This window comes from Shewanella sp. YQ_9, assembly GCF_043103185.1.
In the GTDB taxonomy this organism is placed as follows: domain Bacteria; phylum Pseudomonadota; class Gammaproteobacteria; order Enterobacterales; family Shewanellaceae; genus Shewanella; species Shewanella algae.
Genome location: NZ_JBICJO010000017.1, coordinates 1 through 20,959 on the forward strand (window position 1 = coordinate 1; position 20,959 = coordinate 20,959).

At 50.5% G+C, this 20,959-nt stretch carries 15 protein-coding genes, 4 tRNA genes and 1 rRNA gene; 19 read left to right on the plus strand and 1 reads right to left on the minus strand.

What is annotated here, in order from left to right; genetic code table 11:
- Window positions 1-67 precede the first annotated feature (67 nt).
- The 3 genes from rrf (at window position 68) to birA (ending at window position 2,617) form a co-directional block, all read left to right on the plus strand.
- Window positions 68-183 (plus strand): 5S ribosomal RNA (gene rrf / locus ACF8D4_RS04830).
- A gap of 446 nt (window positions 184-629) precedes the next feature.
- A complete protein-coding gene (gene murB, locus ACF8D4_RS04835) occupies window positions 630-1,655 on the plus strand; it encodes a UDP-N-acetylmuramate dehydrogenase (protein WP_392464710.1) in 1,026 nt (341 codons plus the stop codon).
- A 2-nt stretch (window positions 1,656-1,657) separates the two neighbouring features.
- Window positions 1,658-2,617: a bifunctional biotin--[acetyl-CoA-carboxylase] ligase/biotin operon repressor BirA gene (birA, locus tag ACF8D4_RS04840; protein WP_345845625.1), complete on the plus strand. Its 960-nt coding sequence runs from the start codon at window positions 1,658-1,660 to the stop codon at window positions 2,615-2,617.
- Here the strand turns inward: birA and coaA are convergent, their stop codons facing one another.
- Window positions 2,618-3,565 (minus strand): type I pantothenate kinase, encoded by a 948-nt coding sequence (gene coaA / locus ACF8D4_RS04845; protein ID WP_096142847.1) that lies wholly within the window; start codon window positions 3,563-3,565, stop codon window positions 2,618-2,620.
- Between the two features lie 233 nt (window positions 3,566-3,798).
- Here coaA and ACF8D4_RS04850 point away from each other — a divergent pair.
- From ACF8D4_RS04850 to fusA, 16 genes are all read left to right on the plus strand, one after another.
- A tRNA-Thr gene (locus ACF8D4_RS04850) sits at window positions 3,799-3,874 on the plus strand.
- An 8-nt stretch (window positions 3,875-3,882) separates the two neighbouring features.
- Window positions 3,883-3,967 (plus strand) — tRNA-Tyr (locus ACF8D4_RS04855).
- 35 nt (window positions 3,968-4,002) lie between these two features.
- A tRNA-Gly gene (locus tag ACF8D4_RS04860) sits at window positions 4,003-4,076 on the plus strand.
- 9 nt (window positions 4,077-4,085) lie between these two features.
- Window positions 4,086-4,161 (plus strand) — tRNA-Thr (locus ACF8D4_RS04865).
- Window positions 4,162-4,277: 116 nt separating this feature from the next.
- Complete coding sequence (gene tuf / locus ACF8D4_RS04870) at window positions 4,278-5,462, plus strand: elongation factor Tu (protein ID WP_071239068.1); 1,185 nt, start codon at window positions 4,278-4,280, stop codon at window positions 5,460-5,462.
- Window positions 5,463-5,725: 263 nt separating this feature from the next.
- Complete coding sequence (secE, locus tag ACF8D4_RS04875; RefSeq protein WP_025012048.1) at window positions 5,726-6,106, plus strand: preprotein translocase subunit SecE; 381 nt, start codon at window positions 5,726-5,728, stop codon at window positions 6,104-6,106.
- Window positions 6,107-6,114: 8 nt separating this feature from the next.
- The gene (gene nusG, locus ACF8D4_RS04880; RefSeq protein ID WP_025012047.1) at window positions 6,115-6,666 is read left to right on the plus strand and encodes a transcription termination/antitermination protein NusG; all 552 of its coding nucleotides are present in this window, start codon (window positions 6,115-6,117) and stop codon (window positions 6,664-6,666) included.
- 123 nt (window positions 6,667-6,789) lie between these two features.
- The gene (gene rplK, locus ACF8D4_RS04885; protein WP_025012046.1) at window positions 6,790-7,218 is read left to right on the plus strand and encodes a 50S ribosomal protein L11; all 429 of its coding nucleotides are present in this window, start codon (window positions 6,790-6,792) and stop codon (window positions 7,216-7,218) included.
- A 4-nt stretch (window positions 7,219-7,222) separates the two neighbouring features.
- Window positions 7,223-7,924: a 50S ribosomal protein L1 gene (gene rplA, locus ACF8D4_RS04890; protein ID WP_025012045.1), complete on the plus strand. Its 702-nt coding sequence runs from the start codon at window positions 7,223-7,225 to the stop codon at window positions 7,922-7,924.
- 262 nt (window positions 7,925-8,186) lie between these two features.
- Window positions 8,187-8,687 (plus strand): 50S ribosomal protein L10, encoded by a 501-nt coding sequence (gene rplJ / locus ACF8D4_RS04895; RefSeq protein ID WP_025012044.1) that lies wholly within the window; start codon window positions 8,187-8,189, stop codon window positions 8,685-8,687.
- A 54-nt stretch (window positions 8,688-8,741) separates the two neighbouring features.
- On the plus strand, window positions 8,742-9,110 hold the full coding sequence (gene rplL / locus ACF8D4_RS04900) for a 50S ribosomal protein L7/L12 (RefSeq protein ID WP_025890054.1): 369 nt from the start codon (window positions 8,742-8,744) through the stop codon (window positions 9,108-9,110).
- 233 nt (window positions 9,111-9,343) lie between these two features.
- Window positions 9,344-13,375: a DNA-directed RNA polymerase subunit beta gene (gene rpoB / locus ACF8D4_RS04905; RefSeq protein ID WP_025012043.1), complete on the plus strand. Its 4,032-nt coding sequence runs from the start codon at window positions 9,344-9,346 to the stop codon at window positions 13,373-13,375.
- An 84-nt stretch (window positions 13,376-13,459) separates the two neighbouring features.
- The gene (gene rpoC / locus ACF8D4_RS04910; RefSeq protein WP_044733357.1) at window positions 13,460-17,671 is read left to right on the plus strand and encodes a DNA-directed RNA polymerase subunit beta'; all 4,212 of its coding nucleotides are present in this window, start codon (window positions 13,460-13,462) and stop codon (window positions 17,669-17,671) included.
- A 178-nt stretch (window positions 17,672-17,849) separates the two neighbouring features.
- Window positions 17,850-18,224: a 30S ribosomal protein S12 gene (rpsL, locus tag ACF8D4_RS04915; protein WP_025012042.1), complete on the plus strand. Its 375-nt coding sequence runs from the start codon at window positions 17,850-17,852 to the stop codon at window positions 18,222-18,224.
- Window positions 18,225-18,300: 76 nt separating this feature from the next.
- Complete coding sequence (gene rpsG / locus ACF8D4_RS04920) at window positions 18,301-18,771, plus strand: 30S ribosomal protein S7 (protein WP_025012041.1); 471 nt, start codon at window positions 18,301-18,303, stop codon at window positions 18,769-18,771.
- Window positions 18,772-18,843: 72 nt separating this feature from the next.
- Window positions 18,844-20,940: an elongation factor G gene (gene fusA, locus ACF8D4_RS04925; protein WP_025890055.1), complete on the plus strand. Its 2,097-nt coding sequence runs from the start codon at window positions 18,844-18,846 to the stop codon at window positions 20,938-20,940.
- The last annotated feature ends 19 nt before the right edge of the window (window positions 20,941-20,959 follow it).

Genomic DNA, 20,959 nt, shown 5'->3' on the forward strand with positions numbered 1-20,959 from the left:
AGATACTTGATTGAAGTTTGAACTCAGGCTCTGAAGAAGAGCACAGCTTTCCAGATTACCAAATATGTCTGGTGACAATAGCATTGTGGTCCCACCTGATCCCATCCCGAACTCAGAAGTGAAACGCAATCGCGCCGATGGTAGTGTGGGGTCTCCCCATGTGAGAGTAGGTCATCGCCAGACGCCTAATAAAATGAAAATCCCCAGCACTTTGTGTTGGGGATTTTTCGTTTTAATTGCATTTTGAAATGTCCACTCTCACATGGGGAAGATAAAGAGTCCGAACGTAGTGAGGCACAATCCCATGTGGAGTAGGGTGAGGTTGTCGCGTTTATCAAACTCAGTTTGATGCGCCAGACGAACGCGGAGAGCTTGCTCGAAGCTGGCCATCGCCAGACGCCCAATTAAGTAGAGAAGCCACCTGAATAAGGTGGCTTTTTTGCGTTTAGGGCCTGTGAGATTTGCCTTAATCCAGCTTTGATTCGGTAGCAGCCGAGTAGCTTGCCGCTGGATACATATAAACCCATACACACCTTTAACTGACCGTTATTCGCTTATGGGGGTTTTGCGGCTGAAATAGCCGGCTAATCCCGTTACAATGCTGCTTTTATTTGCAGTGAAAGCTTTAGATGCCAACTCTAGTCCACTCCCTTAAATCTTTGAACACTTTTGGAATCGACTGTTGCTGTCGGGAACTCATCAGAGTGAGTTCTACCACGGAGCTTGTCCAGGCTTGCATGCAGCATAAGGGCGATGAGACCCCTATGCTGATCCTCGGTGGTGGCAGTAATCTATTGCTGCTTGAAGATTATCAAGGGACAGTGATTCAAATCGGTACCAAGGGAATCGATGTCTGTGAGGATCAAGAGCATTTTTATCTAAAGGTTGCCGCCGGTGAAAACTGGCACGATTTGGTTTGCGAAACGCTTAAGCTGGGGATGCCGGGGCTTGAGAATATGGCTCTGATCCCGGGGACAGTTGGTGCAGCGCCTATTCAAAACATAGGCGCCTATGGAATTGAGCTGTGTCAGTTGTGTGACTGGGTCGAGTATCTAGACCTGCAGACCGGCGCGCTAACTCGTCTCGAGGCCGCTGATTGTGATTTTGGCTATCGTGAGTCAATTTTCAAAAATGAGCTCAAGGGTAAGGCTGTGATCACCTCTGTCGGCTTGAAATTGCTTAAAGCCTGGCAGCCCAAACTGAGTTATGGGCCGTTGCAGTCGCTTGCTGAAGAGACAGAGGTGACCGCGACCATGATTTTTGAGCGGGTATGTCAGGTTCGTCAGGAAAAACTGCCGGATCCTGTAGTGCTTGGCAATGCCGGCAGCTTTTTCAAGAATCCTGTGGTTGCTGCTGCCGACTATCTTAAGTTGGCCGAACGCTTTCCTGATTTGGTGGGTTATGCTCAGCAGGATGGTACTGTTAAGTTGGCCGCAGGCTGGCTTATCGATAAGGCAGGTTTGAAAGGTTTCCAGATGGGAGCGGCAGCAGTTCATGATAAGCAAGCCCTGGTACTGGTGAATAAAGGTGGTGCCAGGGGTAAGGATGTGGCTAATTTGGCGCGGGAAATTATCAGGCAAGTGCAAGCGCGCTTCGGTGTCGAATTGCAACCCGAACCGCGAATTTTTGCGGCAACAGGAGAGAGGAGTCTCTGACGATGACCGAACAGTGGAAGCGCAAGCGGGAAATATTACAGCTGTTGCAGCAGGGTGAGTTTGTCTCCGGCGAAAAGCTGGCCGAACAGCTCGGTGTCAGCCGTACGGCTGTCAGCAAACATATCAGTGCCTTGACTGCCTTTGGGATCGATATCTTCAGCGTGAAAGGCAAAGGCTATAAGTTAGCGAGAAGCCTGCATCTTATCGATAAGCCGCATTTGCTTTCCGCTATAGATAACCGTTGTTTCTACTTTGATGAACTCGGTGGTACCAATACATTCCTGCTCAACCATGTCGATGAATTGAGTAATGGCGATCTCTGTATTGCCGAGTACCAATCGGCCGGACGAGGGCGTAGAGGACGCCAGTGGGTGTCGCCCTACGGCAGTCACCTCTATTTCTCTATGTACTGGCAGTTCTCTCAAGGCCTTTCTCAGGCGATGGGCTTGAGTCTGGTGGTTGCCTGTTCACTGGTTAGTGTGTTGGAGTCTTTCGGTATTGCCGGTTTGGGAGTGAAGTGGCCCAACGATATCTATCTCGATGGCCGTAAACTTGCCGGTGTGCTGATTGAAATGAGTGGTACTGCCGACAGCGAATGCGATCTGGTGATCGGGATAGGCTTGAATATGGCTATGCCAGCTGAACTGGGTGAACAACTGGATCAACCCTGGAGCGATCTCAGTGGGCTTGAATCTATGCCGGACAAGACTGAGTTGGCTATCAATCTCCACCGACAGCTATTGAAAGATCTCAAGCTGTTTGAAACCCAAGGCTTGGCGGCATTCAGCACCAGGTGGCAGAGTGCCGATATCTTTGCCGGTCAACAGGTCAAATTGCTGCTGGGTGAGCAGCAGATTAGCGGCCACTACCTGGGAGTGGATGAGCAAGGTGGCGTTATCCTACAGACCGAAACGGGTCCACAGCATTTTGTCGGCGGGGAAATCAGCTTACGCGGCGCTTGATTATTTTCGCAGCAGCACTTTATCCATCAGGTGGTCCTGACCCTTTTTCAGAATAAGATGTGCCCGCTCGCGGGTGGGCTCAATATTCAGATTCAGGTTCGGGCCATTGATGGTGTCCCAGATATTGGCGGCTATATATTCGGCTTCGGCATCGCTCAGCTTGGCATAGTGGTGGAAGTAGGAGCGCTCATTGGCAAAAGCCGTATGCCGGAACTGCAGGAACCTATCTATATACCAATGTTTCAGCAGTGATTCGTCCGCATCTACATAGATAGAGAAGTCCACGAAATCAGAAACAAATGGCCGCTTGATACTCACGGGAGAATCCAGCTCTGTCTGCAGTACATTCAAGCCTTCAAGGATCAAAATGTCCGGCTGTCTGACCTGCTGCACTTCGGGGAGACGGTCGTAACTGATGTGGGAATATAGCGGAGCCTCGACCAATTCGGCGCCTGACTTGATGGCAGCGATAAACTCCACCAATAGTTTCATATCATAGCTTTCCGGAAAGCCTTTACGCTGCAACAACCCTTTTTGTTTCAGCTCGGCCAGCGGGTAGAGAAAACCGTCCGTAGTAATCAGATCGACCTTAGGGTGTTCGGGCCAATGGCTCAAAAGTGCCTGCAGGATACGGGCTGTGGTACTTTTCCCTACGGCGACACTGCCGGCAATACTGATAATGTAAGGACTCTTGGCCGGGGTTTGCCCCAAAAACTCATTTAACACCAAACCTCTTTGCTGCTTGGCGCCAACGATCAAGTTAAGCAGACGACTGAGGGGCAAATAGATGTCGGTAACTTCTGTGAGGGAAACTTTTTCATTAATCCCCCGCAGCTTTTTCAATTCGGTTTCGCTCAAGGTCAAAGGCACCGACTCGCGAAGTTCGGCCCATTGCTGGCGGTGAAACGGCATATATAATGCCTGTTGAATTGAGTTGGCTGTTGTCATCTGATTTCCTCTGCTCAGGCAAGGCACAGTACACCATGAATTATTCATGAACAATAAAAAATCCCTATGCCAAGCCGAATTGTTTATCCCGTGTACAGAGGGTTAAGAAGGAGTAGAATACCTACGCAGTGTCAGAGTAAAAAAGCACCATTCAGGGCTTTTTTTCGAAAAAAAGCCAATTTCCTATTGCACTCGCCCCAACATTTACCTAATATCCGCTACCGAAATGAAGTGCCGGCATAGCTCAGTTGGTAGAGCAACTGACTTGTAATCAGTAGGTCCCGAGTTCGACTCTTGGTGCCGGCACCAATTTTATCGGAGGGGTTCCCGAGTGGCCAAAGGGATCAGACTGTAAATCTGACGGCTCCGCCTTCGAAGGTTCGAATCCTTCTCCCTCCACCATTTTCAAGGTAAGTAGGTAGCCTTAAGTAGGTTGCGCGGGCATCGTATAATGGTATTACTCCAGCCTTCCAAGCTGATAACGCGGGTTCGATTCCCGCTGCCCGCTCCAAATTTGCATGCTGATATGGCTCAGGTGGTAGAGCGCATCCTTGGTAAGGATGAGGTCGGCAGTTCGAATCTGCCTATCAGCACCAGCCTATCTTAAATTTTACCTCTGCCTTTTATAATCTGTTCGATGTCATTCATTTGCATCGGACTTTTTCACTATATATGGTTTCACCACCAGAAAATCTTAGATTGAGGCAATACCATGTCTAAAGCTAAATTTGAACGTAGTAAACCCCACGTTAACGTGGGTACCATTGGCCACGTGGACCATGGTAAAACCACTCTGACTGCTGCTATCTCAACTGTACTGTCTAAGACTTACGGTGGTGAGGCGCGTGACTTCGCAGCGATCGATAACGCTCCAGAAGAGCGTGAGCGCGGTATTACCATCAATACCTCTCACATCGAGTATGACACTCCAACTCGTCACTACGCTCACGTAGACTGCCCAGGTCACGCTGACTATGTTAAAAACATGATCACCGGTGCTGCCCAGATGGACGGCGCAATCCTGGTAGTAGCTTCTACTGACGGTCCAATGCCACAGACTCGTGAGCACATCCTGCTGTCTCGTCAGGTAGGTGTACCTTTCATCATCGTATTCATGAACAAGTGTGACATGGTAGACGATGAAGAGCTGCTGGAACTGGTAGAGATGGAAGTTCGTGAACTGCTGTCTGAGTACGATTTCCCAGGTGATGACCTGCCAGTAATTCAGGGTTCAGCTCTGAAAGCTCTGGAAGGCGACGCTCAGTGGGAAGCCAAGATCATCGAACTGGCCGAAGCACTGGATACCTACATCCCTGAGCCAGAGCGTGATATCGATAAGCCATTCCTGCTGCCTATCGAAGACGTATTCTCAATCTCTGGTCGCGGTACTGTAGTAACAGGTCGTGTAGAGCGCGGTATCATCAAAGTCGGTGACGAAGTAGAAATCGTGGGTATCCACGACACTACCAAGACCACCTGTACTGGTGTAGAAATGTTCCGTAAGCTGCTGGACGAAGGTCGTGCCGGTGAGAACTGCGGTATCCTGCTGCGTGGTACCAAGCGTGATGAAGTAGAGCGTGGTCAAGTACTGGCTAAGCCTGGTTCAATCACTCCACACACCAAGTTCGAATCAGAAGTTTACGTCCTGTCTAAAGAAGAAGGTGGTCGTCACACTCCATTCTTCAAAGGCTACCGTCCACAGTTCTACTTCCGTACAACTGACGTGACCGGTACTATCGAACTGCCAGAAGGCGTAGAGATGGTAATGCCAGGTGACAACATCAAGATGACAGTAACTCTGATCTGCCCAATCGCGATGGATGAAGGTCTGCGCTTCGCCATCCGTGAAGGTGGCCGTACAGTTGGTGCTGGTGTTGTAGCCAAGATCATCGCTTAATTGCGAGACAGGTTACTTTGAAAAAGGAAGCTTCGGCTTCCTTTTTTGCTTGCTGGCGTAAAGTGTCAGGCTTTCTCTTGGTTTCGCCCTGTGTATCCTTGATAACAAAGCTGATTAAGAATACAATCTATGGCCGATTTTTGTGCCCTGAGCCGGAGAATTCTCGTCAGGGGCGAGTTCGAAAGCGGGCTGGCGCTGATTTAAGCCTTAAACTTACTCAGCTGTCCCTTGGCTCAGGTCGTAATGAGTAACGGAATTAACCGATGACAACAAATACTGAAAACCAGGGCAACTCTCTGGATATCGTAAAGTGGGTAATAGCTATACTACTGGTGGTAGTGGCTATCGTTGGCAACCAGATGTACAACAACAGTGAAATCATCACTCTGCCAATCCGCGCTGCGGGTGTGGTTGTTGTATTTGCTATTGCTGGTTTTATTGCTCTGCAAACTGTTAAGGGTAAGCAAGCATTGGCCTTTGCCCGTGAGTCTCAAATTGAAGTACGCAAAGTCGTATGGCCGACTCGTCAAGAGGCGTTGAATACCACCTTTATCGTACTGGCTGCGACAGGTATCCTGGCCTTGATTCTCTGGGGACTGGATGCGGTATTGCTGCGCATTGTCAACTTTATTACTGGCGTATAGGCACTAGAATGACTGAAGCTAAAGAAGCTAAGAAAAGATGGTATGTGGTTCAGGCTTTTTCCGGTTATGAAGGCCGTGTATGTAAGTCTCTGCTTGAACACATCAAAATGCACGGTATGGAAGAGTTCTTCGGCGAAGTCCTGGTTCCGACCGAAGAAGTTGTGGAAATGCGTGCCGGCCAACGCCGCAAGAGCGAGCGCAAGTTCTTCCCCGGCTATGTGCTGGTACAGATGGAAATGAACGATCAAAGCTGGCACTTGGTGAAAAGCATCCCACGTGTGATGGGCTTTATCGGCGGCACTTCAGATCGTCCTGCTCCTATTTCCGATAAAGAAGCCGAGGCTATCCTGCGTCGTCTGCAGGAGACTACAGATTCTCCTACTCATCGCGTTATGTTCGAACCCGGCGAAGTGGTTCGAGTTACCGATGGTCCGTTTGCCGACTTCAATGGTACTGTTGAAGAAGTGGATTATGACAAGAACCGTGTCAAGGTGTCTGTGATGATCTTCGGTCGTTCGACTCCGGTTGAGTTGGACTTTAATCAGGTCGAGAAGTCCTGATTAAATAAAATACAAAATCCGTTTGGCAACGGGTGCGGATTTCTATATAATCCGCACCCGTTGTTTTCGGGGAGCTCAAGGCATGTCGCCTGAGCGTTTGAACCCAAACTGAGGAAATGTCAGATGGCAAAGAAAATTGAAGCTTACATCAAGCTGCAAGTAGCAGCCGGTGCTGCAAACCCGTCTCCACCAGTTGGTCCAGCTCTGGGTCAAAAAGGTGTGAACATCATGGAATTCTGTAAAGCATTCAACGCTCGTACTGAAAAGTTCGAAAAAGGTATGCCAATTCCAGTAGTGATCACTGTTTACAACGATCGCTCATTCACTTTCGAAACCAAGACTCCACCTGCAGCCTTCTTGCTGAAGAAAGCCGCTGGTCTGAAGTCAGGTTCTGCTCGTCCTAACACTCAGAAAGTGGGTACTATCAAGCGTAGCCAGGTTCAGGAAATTGCTGAAACCAAGGCAACCGATATGACTGGTGCTGACATTGAAGCGATGACTCGCTCAATCGAAGGTACTGCGCGTTCCATGGGTTTGGTAGTAGAGGACTAATATAATGGCAAAGCTGACTAAGCGCATGCGCACCATCCGCGAAAAAGTGGACGTAACCAAAGCATACGACATCAACGAAGCTGTAGCTCTGCTGAAAGAACTGGCTACTGCCAAGTTCGTTGAGAGCGTAGACGTTGCCGTTAACCTGGGTGTTGATCCTCGTAAATCTGACCAAAACGTTCGTGGTGCCACTGTGCTGCCACACGGTACTGGTCGTGAAGTACGTGTTGCTGTATTCACTCAAGGTGCCAATGCCGAAGCTGCGAAAGAAGCTGGTGCTGAACTGGTAGGTATGGAAGATCTGGCTGAGCAGGTGAAAGCCGGCGAAATGAACTTCGACGTAGTTATCGCATCTCCTGATGCAATGCGCGTTGTTGGTATGCTGGGTCAGATCCTGGGCCCACGCGGCCTGATGCCTAACCCTAAAACTGGTACTGTAACTCCTAACGTTGCCGAAGCTGTTAAGAACGCCAAGGCTGGTCAGGTTCGTTACCGTAACGACAAGAACGGTATCATCCACACTACTATCGGTAAAGTGGACTTCGAAACCGCTCAACTGAAAGAAAACCTGGAAGCACTGCTGACTGCACTGAAGAAGGCCAAGCCTGCTGCAGCCAAAGGCCAGTACGTGAAGAAGGTAAGCATCTCCACCACTATGGGTGCAGGTGTAGCTGTTGACCAGAACACTCTGGACACTGCTAACTAATTTTACAAAATGCGCGCGTTAGCCTATAATGCGCGCACTTTTGTGGGTTGGAACCTATGACGAGTGTTTACACTCAGATGGGTTTCCGTCCAAGACCGCAGGTGTTGACCGTCTGGGATACTTAATTTCCTGCGTAGACGGTGTCAGGCCCCAGATAGATTTATTTCTGCTGGATTATCTGCACCGTAAGTAACTGAGTACGTTTGTATTCAGTATGGTAAACACTGGGGGATTCCCCAGGTAGAATCCAGGAGTAAAGCCAATGGCATTAAGACTCGAAGACAAAAAAGCGATTGTTGCTGAAGTCAACGAAGCTGCCAAAGGTGCGCTTTCTGCAGTTGTCGCCGATTCACGCGGTGTAACTGTAGGTGCTATGACAGTTCTGCGTAAGACTGCTCGCGCAAACGGTGTGTATGTACGTGTAGTACGTAACACTCTGGCTCGCCGCGCAGTTGAAGGCACTGCTTTTGAGTGTCTGACAGAGGTGTTCTCTGGCCCAACTTTGATCGCTTTCTCTAACGAGCACCCAGGTGCTGCAGCTCGTCTGTTAAAAGACTTTGCTAAAGAGCAAGCCGCTTTCGAAGTTAAAGGTGCAGCTTATGAAGGGGAATTCATCCCTGCAGCTGACATTGATCGTTTGGCAAAACTGCCAACTTACGAAGAAGCACTGGCACAGCTGATGATGACTATGAAAGAAGCATCTGCTGGCAAGTTCGTTCGTACTCTGGCCGCTCTGCGCGATCAAAAACAAGAAGCCGCTTAATTTCAAGCTGGCTGCTTAACAGAATTGAATTCAGAACAATAGGAAACATTTGTTATGTCTATCACTAAAGACCAAATCCTTGAAGCCTTTGCAGCTATGTCTGTAATGGAAGTTGTTGAACTGATCGAAGCTATGGAAGAGAAGTTCGGCGTATCTGCTGCTGCCGCAGTAGTTGCTGGCGGCGCTGGTGAAGCTGCTGCTGCTGAAGAGAAAACCGAGTTCGACGTAGTTATGACTTCTCACGGTGACAACAAAGTTGCTGTGATCAAGGCTGTACGTGGTGCCACAGGTCTGGGTCTGAAAGAAGCCAAAGCTATGGCTGAATCTGCTCCAGTAGCTGTTAAAGAAGCTGTCTCTAAAGAAGAAGCTGAAGCTCTGAAGAAAGAACTCGAAGAAGCTGGTGCTCAAGTAGAGATCAAGTAAGTCATACTGACTTACAATCACCCAAGCCAATTGGGTGGAGGCTGGCGGTTTTTTGACCGTCGGCCTTTTTTGCGCTGTAAGCGTTGGCGATTTTTTTCACCGTTTGTCGCCAGATTTTGCAGTCCCTAGCAGTGATTATTGGTTAGGTTCTTGCCATCAACGGTGATGGGCAAACGTGCTGGATTAACTGTGTTGATTCAGTCTTGGTCACATCTCGCAAGCAGAGGAAACCCATGGTTTACTCCTATTCTGAAAAGAAGCGTATTCGCAAAGACTTCGGTAAGCGTCCACAGGTGTTGGACATCCCTTATCTGTTGTCGATTCAGTTAGACTCTTTTAAGAAGTTCACCGATCAAGATCCTACCGGTGAGCGTGGCCTAGAGGCCGCCTTCCGTAGCGTTTTTCCCATCAAGAGCTTTTCTGGTAATTCAGAACTGCAGTACGTCAGCTATAAGCTGGGCGAGCCTGTTTTTGATGTGAAAGAGTGTCAAATCCGCGGTGTGACATACTCCGCTCCACTGCGCGTTAAGCTGCGCATGGTGCTGTATGATCGTGAAGCTGCCGCCGGCACTGTAAAAGATATTAAAGAACAAGAAGTCTACATGGGGGATATCCCTCTGATGACTGAAAACGGTACCTTTGTTATCAATGGTACTGAGCGTGTTATCGTATCTCAGTTGCACCGTAGCCCAGGTGTGTTCTTCGACCACGACCGTGGTAAGACACACTCTTCAGGTAAAGTGCTGTATAACGCGCGTATTATTCCTTACCGCGGTTCATGGCTCGACTTCGAGTTCGACCCTAAAGATGCGTTGTTTGTACGTATCGACCGTCGCCGTAAGCTGCCTGCCAGCATCATTCTGCGTGCCCTGGAATATTCTACTCAGGATATCCTCGACATCTTCTTTGAGCGTGTCGACTTCAAGATCAAGAAAGATTCTCTGGTCATGACACTGGTTCCTGAGCGTCTGCGTGGCGAAACTGCCAGCTATGACATCAAGGATTCAGAAGGCACTGTGCTGGTAGAGAAGGGCCGTCGTATCACTGCCCGTCATATCCGCCAACTGGAAAAAACCAACACCACTGAACTGGAAGTCCCGGTTGAGTACATAGTTGGTAAAGTGGCGGCTCAGGACTATATCGATCCTGACACAGGTGAAGTACTGGTTACCGCCAACAACGAGATCAGCCTGGAAGACCTGGCCAATCTGTCACTGGCCGGTATCAAAGAGGTCAGCACCCTGTACATCAACGAGCTGGATCACGGTGCTTACATCTCTGACACTCTGCGTATTGACTCAACCACCAACCGTTTGGAAGCGTTGGTTGAAATCTATCGCATGATGCGTCCTGGCGAGCCACCAACCAAGGATGCCGCCGAAGCTCTGTTCCAGAACCTGTTCTTCAGCGAAGAGCGCTATGACCTATCTAAAGTGGGCCGGATGAAGTTCAACCGTCGTCTCGAAATCGACGAGAACGAGGGTACCGGTGTACTGACCAAAGAAGACATAGTTGCCGTAATGAAGAAGATCATCGAAATCCGTAACGGTTTTGATGAAGTCGATGATATCGACCACCTGGGTAACCGTCGTATCCGTAGCGTTGGCGAAATGGCCGAGAACCAGTTCCGTGTCGGTCTGGTACGTGTTGAGCGCGCTGTACGTGAACGTCTGTCTCTAGGCGATCTGAACGAGCTGATGCCTCAGGATCTGATCAACGCCAAGCCAATCTCTGCTGCAGTGAAAGAGTTCTTCGGTTCTTCTCAGCTGTCGCAGTTTATGGATCAGAACAACCCACTGTCAGAAGTGACTCACAAGCGCCGTATTTCGGCTCTTGGTCCTGGCGGTCTGACCCGTGAGCGTGCCGGCTTCGAAGTTCGAGACGTGCACCCAACTCACTATGGTCGTCTGTGTCCAATTGAGACCCCTGAAGGTCCAAACATTGGTCTGATCAACTCACTGTCTACCTTTGCCCGTACCAACTCATACGGCTTCCTGGAAACACCTTATCGTAAGGTGATCGACAGTGTGGTTACCGATGAAGTGGAATATCTGTCAGCCATCGAAGAAGGCCGCTATGTGATTGCACAGGCCAACATCGAGCTCGACAACGAAGGTCGCATTGTGGAAGAGCAGGTTGCCTGTCGCCACAAGGGTGAATCTACCTTTATGCGCGCTTCCGATATCCAGTATATGGACGTATCTCCACAGCAGATCATCTCTGTGGCGGCATCTTTGATCCCATTCCTTGAGCACGACGACGCTAACCGTGCATTGATGGGTGCAAACATGCAACGTCAGGCAGTACCAACACTCAAGTCAGAGAAGCCTCTGGTGGGTACAGGTATTGAACGTACACTGGCCGTTGACTCAGGCGTGGTTGTGGCTGCCAAGCGTGGCGGTGTGATCGACTATGTTGATGCCAGCCGCATCGTGGTTAAGGTTAACGAAGATGAGCTGCGCCCAGGCGAAGCCGGTATCGATATCTACAACCTGACCAAGTACACCCGTTCCAACCAGAACACCTGCATCAACCAGCGTCCATGCTGTAGCGTAGGTGAGCCTGTGGTGCGTGGTGACGTGCTGGCCGATGGTCCGTCAACCGACTTGGGCGACTTGGCTCTGGGTCAGAACATGCGCGTGGCCTTCATGCCATGGAACGGTTACAACTTTGAGGATTCCATCCTTATTTCCGAGCGCGTAGCGCAGGAAGACCGTTTCACGACTATCCACATTCAGGAACTGTCCTGTATTGCCCGTGACACCAAGCTGGGTAGCGAAGAGATCACTGCTGACATCCCTAACGTAGGTGAGTCTGCACTGAGCAAGCTGGATGAATCCGGTATCGTTTACATCGGCGCCGAAGTAAAAGGCGGTGACATTCTGGTTGGTAAGGTAACGCCTAAGGGTGAAACTCAGCTGACTCCGGAAGAGAAACTGCTGCGGGCTATTTTCGGTGAGAAAGCGTCTGACGTTAAAGACAGCTCTCTGCGTGTACCTAACTCAGTGAAAGGTACAGTTATCGACGTGCAAGTCTTCACCCGTGACGGTGTTGAAAAAGACAAGCGCGCCATCGAAATCGAAGAGATGCACATTGCTCAAGCCCGTAAGGACTTGACTGAAGAGTTCAAGATCCTCGAAGAGGGTGTACTGAGCCGTGCCCGTAACCTGCTGCTGAGCGCCGGTTTCAGTGAAGCCAAACTGGCTGAATTGCCGCGCAAAGATGTATTGGTTCAGGTTATCGACGATGAAGCCAAGCAAACCGAACTGGAACAGCTGGCTGAACAGCACGAAGAGCTGAAAGCCGACTTTGACAAGAAGTTCGAAGTCAAGCGTCGCAAGATCACCCAAGGTGATGATCTGGCTCCAGGCGTACTGAAGATCGTTAAGGTTTACCTGGCGGTTAAGCGTACCATCCAGCCTGGCGACAAGATGGCCGGTCGTCACGGTAACAAGGGTGTGATCTCCAAGATCTGTCCTATCGAAGATATGCCATACGACGAGCAGGGTAACCCTGTCGACATCGTACTGAACCCTCTGGGTGTACCTTCGCGGATGAACATAGGTCAGGTACTGGAAGTTCACTTGGGTGCTGCGGCTAAAGGTATTGGTAATCGCATCAATGCCATGCTGGAAGAACAGCGTGAGCTGGCCGAACTGCGTGGCTACATCAAACAGGTCTATGAACTGGGCGATGAAGTGAAGCAGCGCGTGGATATCGATTCATTTACCGATGATGAAGTTCTGCGTCTGGCCAAACACCTGAAGGATGGTCTGCCAACGGCAACCCCAGCCTTCGACGGTGCCAAAGAAAAAGAGATCAAGCAGATGCTTGAGCTCGCAGGTCTGCCGACTTCTGGTCAGCTGAATCTGTTTGATGGTCGTACCGGTAACCAGTTCGAGCGTCCTGTGACCGTAGGTTACATGTACATGCTCAAACTGAACCACTTGGTTGATGACAAGATGCACGCCCGTTCTACCGGTTCGTACAGCTTGGTTACTCAGCAACCTCTGGGCGGTAAAGCTCAGTTCGGTGGTCAGCGTTTCGGTGAGATGGAAGTGTGGGCCCTGGAGGCATACGGTGCTGCGTATACTCTGCAGGAAATGCTCACAGTGAAATCGGATGACGTTAACGGTCGTACTCAGATGTACAAGAACATCGTTGACGGTAACCATCAGATGCAGCCAGGAATGCCAGAGTCCTTCAACGTATTGCTGAAGGAGATCCGTTCTCTCGGTATCAACATCGAGTTGGATCAAGAGTAAGACGCGGTTTAAAGCCTGCGTTTGGCAACGAATTGGTGCTCCGCGAGAGCGGGGCACCGGGTTTAACTCCTTCAGGAGAGAAACGTGAAAGACTTATTAAAGTTTCTGAAACAGCAAAGCAAGACTGAAGAATTTGAAGGCATCAAGATCGGCCTGGCGTCGCCTGATCTGATCCGTTCTTGGTCATTTGGTGAAGTTAAGAAGCCTGAAACCATCAACTACCGTACATTCAAGCCTGAGCGTGAAGGCCTGTTCTGTGCCCGTATCTTTGGCCCGGTCAAAGATTACGAGTGTCTGTGCGGTAAGTACAAGCGTCTCAAGCACCGCGGTGTGATCTGTGAGAAGTGTGGCGTTGAAGTGACCCAGACCAAAGTACGTCGTGAGCGTATGGGCCACATCGAACTGGCCAGCCCAGTTGCCCACATCTGGTTCCTCAAGTCACTGCCATCCCGTATCGGTCTGATGCTGGACATGACTCTGCGTGATATTGAGCGGGTACTCTACTTCGAATCTTATGTGGTTATCGAGCCAGGCATGACCAGCCTGGAGCGCGGTCAAATGCTGACCGAAGAAACCTACCTGGATGCGCTGGAAGAGTATGGTGACGAGTTTGAAGCCAAGATGGGTGCCGAAGCGGTTCTGGAACTGCTGCGCGCTATCGATCTGGAGAAAGAAGTTGAGCAGATGCGTGAAGAGCTGCCATCTATCAACTCTGAGACCCGTCGCAAGAAAGTCACCAAGCGTTTGAAGCTGGTTGAGGCCTTCTACCATTCAGGCAACAAGCCAGAGTGGATGATCCTCAAGGTGCTGCCGGTTCTGCCACCTGATCTGCGTCCTCTGGTTCCACTGGACGGCGGCCGTTTTGCGACTTCAGATCTGAACGATCTGTATCGCCGCGTGATCAACCGTAACAACCGTTTGAAGCGTCTGCTGGATCTGGCTGCTCCGGATATCATCGTTCGCAACGAAAAGCGTATGCTGCAGGAATCTGTTGATGCCCTGCTGGATAACGGTCGTCGCGGTCGTGCCATTACCGGTTCCAACAAGCGTCCTCTGAAGTCCTTGGCCGACATGATCAAGGGTAAGCAAGGTCGTTTCCGTCAAAACCTGCTGGGTAAGCGTGTAGACTACTCAGGCCGTTCGGTAATTACCGTGGGCCCAACTCTGCGTCTGCACCAGTGTGGTCTGCCGAAGAAAATGGCGCTGGAACTGTTCAAACCATTCATCTACGGCAAGCTGGAAGGTCGTGGCCTGGCCACTACCATCAAAGCCGCCAAGAAGATGGTTGAGCGTGAAGTTGCCGAGGTTTGGGACGTACTGGATGAAGTGATCCGCGAACACCCTGTGATGCTGAACCGTGCACCAACACTGCACCGTTTGGGTATCCAGGCGTTCGAACCTGTACTGATCGAAGGTAAAGCGATTCAACTGCACCCACTGGTGTGTGCGGCCTATAACGCCGACTTCGACGGTGACCAAATGGCGGTACACGTGCCTCTGACGCTGGAAGCCCAGCTGGAAGCCCGTGCGTTGATGATGTCAACCAACAACATTCTGTCGCCTGCCAACGGTGAGCCGGTTATCACTCCTTCTCAGGACGTGGTACTGGGTCTGTACTACATGAGCCGTGAACGCGTAAATGGCCGCGGTGAAGGTATGGCCTTTGAGTCTGTTGCCGAAGCCGAGAAAGCCTATCGCACTGGTGCCGCCGAGCTGCACGCCCGGGTTAAAGTTCGTATCACCGAAACTCATATCGATGAGAACGGTGAGCGCACCCAGCAGCGCCGCATTGTCGACACCACAGTAGGTCGTGCTCTGTTGTCACTGATCCTGCCAGCCGGTATGTCTTTTGATCTGGTTAACCAGAACATGGGCAAGAAGCAGATCTCCCGTTTGCTGAACACCTGCTACCGTCAGCTGGGTCTGAAAGATACTGTTATCTTTGCTGACCAACTGATGTACACAGGTTTCCAATACGCCACTATCTCTGGTGCCTCTGTCGGTATCAACGATATGGAAATCCCGGAAGCCAAGTACAAGCTGGTTGCCGACGCAGAAGCCGAAGTTCTGGAAATCCAGGAGCAGTTCCAGTCTGGTCTGGTTACTGCCGGTGAGCGTTACAACAAGGTTATCGATATCTGGGCCAGCGCCAACGAGAAAGTCTCCAAGGCGATGATGGAAAACCTGTCTTCCGAAGTGGTTATCAACCGCGACGGTGAAGAAGAGAAACAGGCTTCCTTCAACAGCATCTACATGATGGCCGACTCAGGCGCTCGTGGTAGTGCCGCTCAGATCCGTCAGTTGGCGGGTATGCGTGGCCTGATGGCCAAGCCAGACGGCTCTATCATCGAAACGCCCATCGTGGCGAACTTCCGTGAAGGTCTGAACGTACTGCAGTACTTTATTTCTACTCACGGTGCTCGTAAGGGTCTGGCGGATACCGCACTTAAGACAGCTAACTCAGGTTACCTGACTCGTCGTCTTGTGGATGTTGCCCAGGATCTGGTCGTTATCGAAGATGACTGTGGTACTCACGAAGGTCTGATCATGAAGCCGCTGATTGAGGGTGGTGACGTGGTTGAGCCGCTGCGTGAGCGGGTACTGGGTCGTGTTGTTGCCGAGGATGTTTACTATCCTGGTTCAGACGAAGTCCTGGCGCCACGTAACACTCTGCTGGATGAAGCATGGTGTGACAAGCTGGAAGAGTACAGTGTTGACGAAGTTAAAGTTCGCTCTGTGATCTCCTGTGATACCGACTTCGGTGTGTGTGCCAAGTGTTACGGTCGTGACCTGGCCCGAGGCCACCTGATTAACCAAGGTGAAGCAATCGGGGTTGTCGCTGCTCAGTCAATCGGTGAGCCTGGTACACAGCTGACGATGCGTACCTTCCACATCGGTGGTGCGGCATCCAGGGCTTCTGCAGAAAACAACGTTCAGGTGAAGAACGCCGGTAACCTGAAGCTGCATAACGCCAAGTTCGTTAAGAACAGCGATGGCAAGCTGGTTATCGTATCGCGCTCGTCCGAGCTGGCGATTATCGATGAACTGGGCCGTGAGAAAGAGCGCTACAAAGTGCCTTACGGTACTGTGCTGGAAACGCTGGAAGGCGCCGAAGTTACAGCTGGCCAGACTATCGCTAACTGGGATCCACATACTCACCCCATCATCACTGAGGTGGCGGGTTATGTGAAGTTTGAGCAGATGATTGACGGTGTCACCATCTCGCGTCAAACCGACGAGCTGACCGGTCTGTCTTCTATCGTGGTATTGGATGTGGCCCAGCGCCCAAGCGCCGGCAAAGAAATGCGTCCAATGATCCGTTTGGTTGACGAAAACGGTAATGACCTGACCATTCCTGGTACCGACGTACCTGCGCAGTACTTCCTGCCCAGCAATGCGATCGTAAACCTGGAAGATAATGCTCAGATCAGCGTCGGTGATGCACTGGCTCGTATTCCTCAGGAATCGTCCAAGACTCGCGATATTACCGGTGGTCTGCCAAGGGTTGCTGACCTGTTCGAAGCCCGTAAGCCAAAAGAGCCTGCGATTCTGGCTGAGATCAGCGGTACCATCTCCTTCGGTAAAGAGACCAAAGGTAAGCGTCGTCTGGTTATTACCCCTGCTGAAGGCGGTAACCCATACGAAGAGATGATCCCTAAATGGCGTAACCTGAACGTGTTCGAAGGTGAAAAAGTCGAACGCGGTGAAGTGATCGCTGATGGTCCAGAGTCTGCTCACGATATTCTGCGTCTGCGCGGTATCCACAACGTAGCCAACTACATTGTGAATGAAGTACAGGACGTATATCGTCTGCAGGGTGTGAAGATTAACGACAAGCACATTGAGGTGATCATTCGCCAGATGCTGCGTAAGTGTCTGATCACTGAAGCCGGTGATTCTGAGTTCCTCGAAGGGGAGCAGGTTGAAGTGTCCCGCGTCAAGATCGCTAACCGCGAACTGGAAGAGCAGGGCAAGATTCCGGCCAAGTTCGAACGCGAACTGCTGGGTATCACCAAAGCCTCTCTGGCGACTGAGTCCTTCATCTCTGCGGCCTCGTTCCAGGAAACCACTCGCGTACTGACCGAAGCGGCAGTAGGCGGTAAGAGTGATAACCTGCGCGGTCTGAAAGAGAACGTGATCGTAGGTCGTCTGATCCCGGCCGGTACCGGTTATGCTTACCACAACAACCGTAACCAGGCTCGTGGTGAAGTAGCGACTGAAGCACCTAGCATCAGCGCCAGCGAAGCCGAACAGAACCTGGCCGATCTGTTGAACCTGGCAGGTAGTCAGGAATAAGTAGCATAGATGTTATAAAAGGCGCCGAAAGGCGCCTTTTTCATTGGAATACGCTGCAAAAGTTGGCTATTTCTTGACAGCCAAGCCTTACCTTTCTAAAATTCCGCGTCCCACTATTGTGGGATTAGATTTTTCACACCTTATTGTTGAGTTGAAATCAACTGATTCGGAGCTATACATGGCAACTGTAAACCAGTTGGTACGTAAGCCTCGCGCACCTAAAGTCGAAAAGACTAACGTGCCTGCGTTGAACGCGTGCCCACAAAAGCGTGGTGTTTGTACTCGTGTGTACACCACTACTCCAAAAAAACCTAACTCTGCACTACGTAAAGTAGCTCGTGTGCGTCTGACCAACGGTTTCGAAGTAACTTCGTACATCGGCGGTGAAGGCCACAACCTGCAGGAACACAGTGTAATCCTGATCCGTGGTGGTCGTGTTAAAGACTTACCTGGTGTGCGTTATCACACTGTTCGTGGCGCCCTGGACTGTGCTGGTGTGACTTCACGTCGCCAAGCTCGTTCTAAGTACGGTGCTAAGCGTCCTAAGTCTTAATGGTTTTCCGTTAAGTAAGGCCAAGCTAAATATAAATTCCAGTTTTGGAAATACCTGAAGCATACGGAGAATAGTTATGCCAAGACGTCGCGTAGTAGGACAACGTAAGATCCTACCTGATCCAAAGTTTCAAAGTGAGTTGCTGGCTAAGTTCATCAACGTCATTATGCAGGACGGCAAAAAGTCGACTGCTGAAAAAATTATCTACAAAGCACTGGATGTTGTCGCCGATAAGAAAGGCGAAGAGCATCTGGTTATCCTTGAAGCAGCCCTGGAAAACGTTCGCCCAGCGGTAGAGGTTAAGTCTCGCCGTGTTGGTGGTTCTACTTACCAGGTTCCATGTGAAGTTCGCCCAGTTCGTCGTAACGCACTGGCGATGCGCTGGTTGGTTGAAGCTGCTCGTAAGCGTGGTGAAAAATCTATGGCTCTGCGCCTGGCAGGTGAACTGCTGGACGCTTCCGAAAACAAAGGTACTGCCGTTAAGAAGCGCGAAGACGTGCATCGTATGGCAGAAGCCAACAAAGCGTTTGCTCATTACCGTTGGTAATATCGGGCGCGGGCTTGCCCGCGCTTTCTCTGACATTGCTAAGATTTTTATCTTAGTCAAGAGGGTATAATCGTGGCTCGTACAACTCCAATTGAGCGTTATCGCAACATAGGTATTTGTGCTCACGTTGACGCAGGTAAAACCACTACCACAGAGCGAGTCCTGTTCTATACAGGGGTAAACCACAAGATGGGTGAAACCCATGACGGTGCGTCTACCACTGACTGGATGGTTCAGGAGCAGGAGCGGGGTATTACTATTACCTCTGCGGCTGTTACCACGTTCTGGCGCGGTATGGATGCCCAGTTTACTGAGCATCGTATCAATATCATCGATACCCCAGGTCACGTCGATTTTACTATTGAGGTAGAGCGTTCTCTGCGCGTACTTGACGGTGCCGTAGTGGTCTTTTGTGGTTCTTCTGGTGTGGAACCTCAATCTGAGACCGTATGGCGTCAAGCCGACAAGTATCATGTCCCCCGTCTGGTGTTCGTCAATAAGATGGACCGTGCCGGTGCCGACTTTGATCGCGTAGTAGGACAGATCCGTAACCGTCTCGGTGCAACTTGTGTGCCTATTCAATTGAATATTGGTACAGAAGAAAACTTTAGCGGGGTTATCGATCTCATCAAGATGAAAGCCATCAACTGGAATGAAGAAGACCAGGGCCTGACTTTCACTCACGAAGAGATCCCAGAGCATTTGCTTGCCAAGGCAACCGAAATGCGCGAATACCTGGTAGAGAGTGCCGCAGAGGCTTCTGATGAGCTGATGGACAAATACCTTGAAGAAGGTGAGCTCACAGAAGAAGAGATCAAAAAAGCGCTTCGTCAACGTACTATCAACAACGAAATTGTGCTGGCTACCTGTGGTAGTGCCTTTAAAAATAAAGGCGTACAGGCAGTTCTCGATGCCGTTGTTGAATACCTTCCTGCTCCTGTTGATGTTCCTGCGATTAAGGGCATCGATGACAGAGAACAGGAAGTTGAGCGTGTTTCTGATGACAATGCACCTTTCTCTGCGTTGGCATTCAAAATCGCAACAGACCCATTTGTGGGTACTTTGACCTTTATCCGGGTTTACTCAGGTGTCCTGGAGTCGGGTTCAGCCGTTTACAACTCTGTAAAAGAGAAGCGTGAGCGTATCGGCCGTATCGTGCAGATGCACGCCAACGACCGTAAAGAACTGAAAGAAGTGCGCGCAGGTGATATAGCTGCTGCTATCGGCCTGAAAGATGTGACAACCGGTGACACCCTGTGTGACCCAGACCATAAAGTAATTCTGGAGCGGATGGAATTCCCCGAGCCGGTAATTACCATTGCTGTGGAACCTCGTTCCAAAGCCGACCAGGAAAAGATGGGCATTGCGCTGCAGAAGCTGGCAATGGAAGATCCTTCTTTCCGGGTTGAGACTGATGAGGAGTCGGGTCAGACTCTGATTTCAGGTATGGGTGAGCTACACTTGGACATTATCATCGACCGTATGCGCCGTGAGTTCAGCGTTGAATGTAACGTTGGTAAACCTCAGGTGGCTTATCGTGAAACTATCCGCAGTGCCGTGGAAGTGGAAGGTAAGTTCGTGCGTCAGTCTGGTGGTCGTGGTCAATTCGGTCATGTCTGGCTGAAACTGGAGCCTCGTGAAGAGGGTGCCGGTTATGAGTTTGTCAACGAAATCGTTGGTGGTGTAGTTCCTAGGGAATACATCCCTGCGGTTGACAAAGGGATCCAAGAACAGATGAAGAACGGTGTTCTCGCCGGCTTCCCTGTATTGGACGTGAAGGTCACTCTGTTCGACGGTTCATATCATGATGTGGACTCGAACGAAATGGCGTTCAAAGTTGCAGGTTCTATGGGCTTCAAGAAGGGGGCGCTGCAAGCTAACCCTGTGTTGCTCGAGCCTTGCATGAAGGTTGAAGTGACAACCCCAGAAGACTACATGGGTGACGTAGTAGGTGATCTGAACCGTCGTCGTGGTCTAATCGAAGGTATGGATGACGGCGTCGCCGGTATCAAGATCATTCGAGCTGTGGTACCTTTGGCTGAAATGTTTGGTTATGCAACAGATTTGCGTTCAGCGACTCAGGGTCGGGCTTCATACTCCATGGAGTTTTTGAAGTACTCTGAAGCGCCGCAAAACGTTGCTAAAGCAGTTATCGAAGCTCGTACCTGATTTAGGTAACGGCATTAAC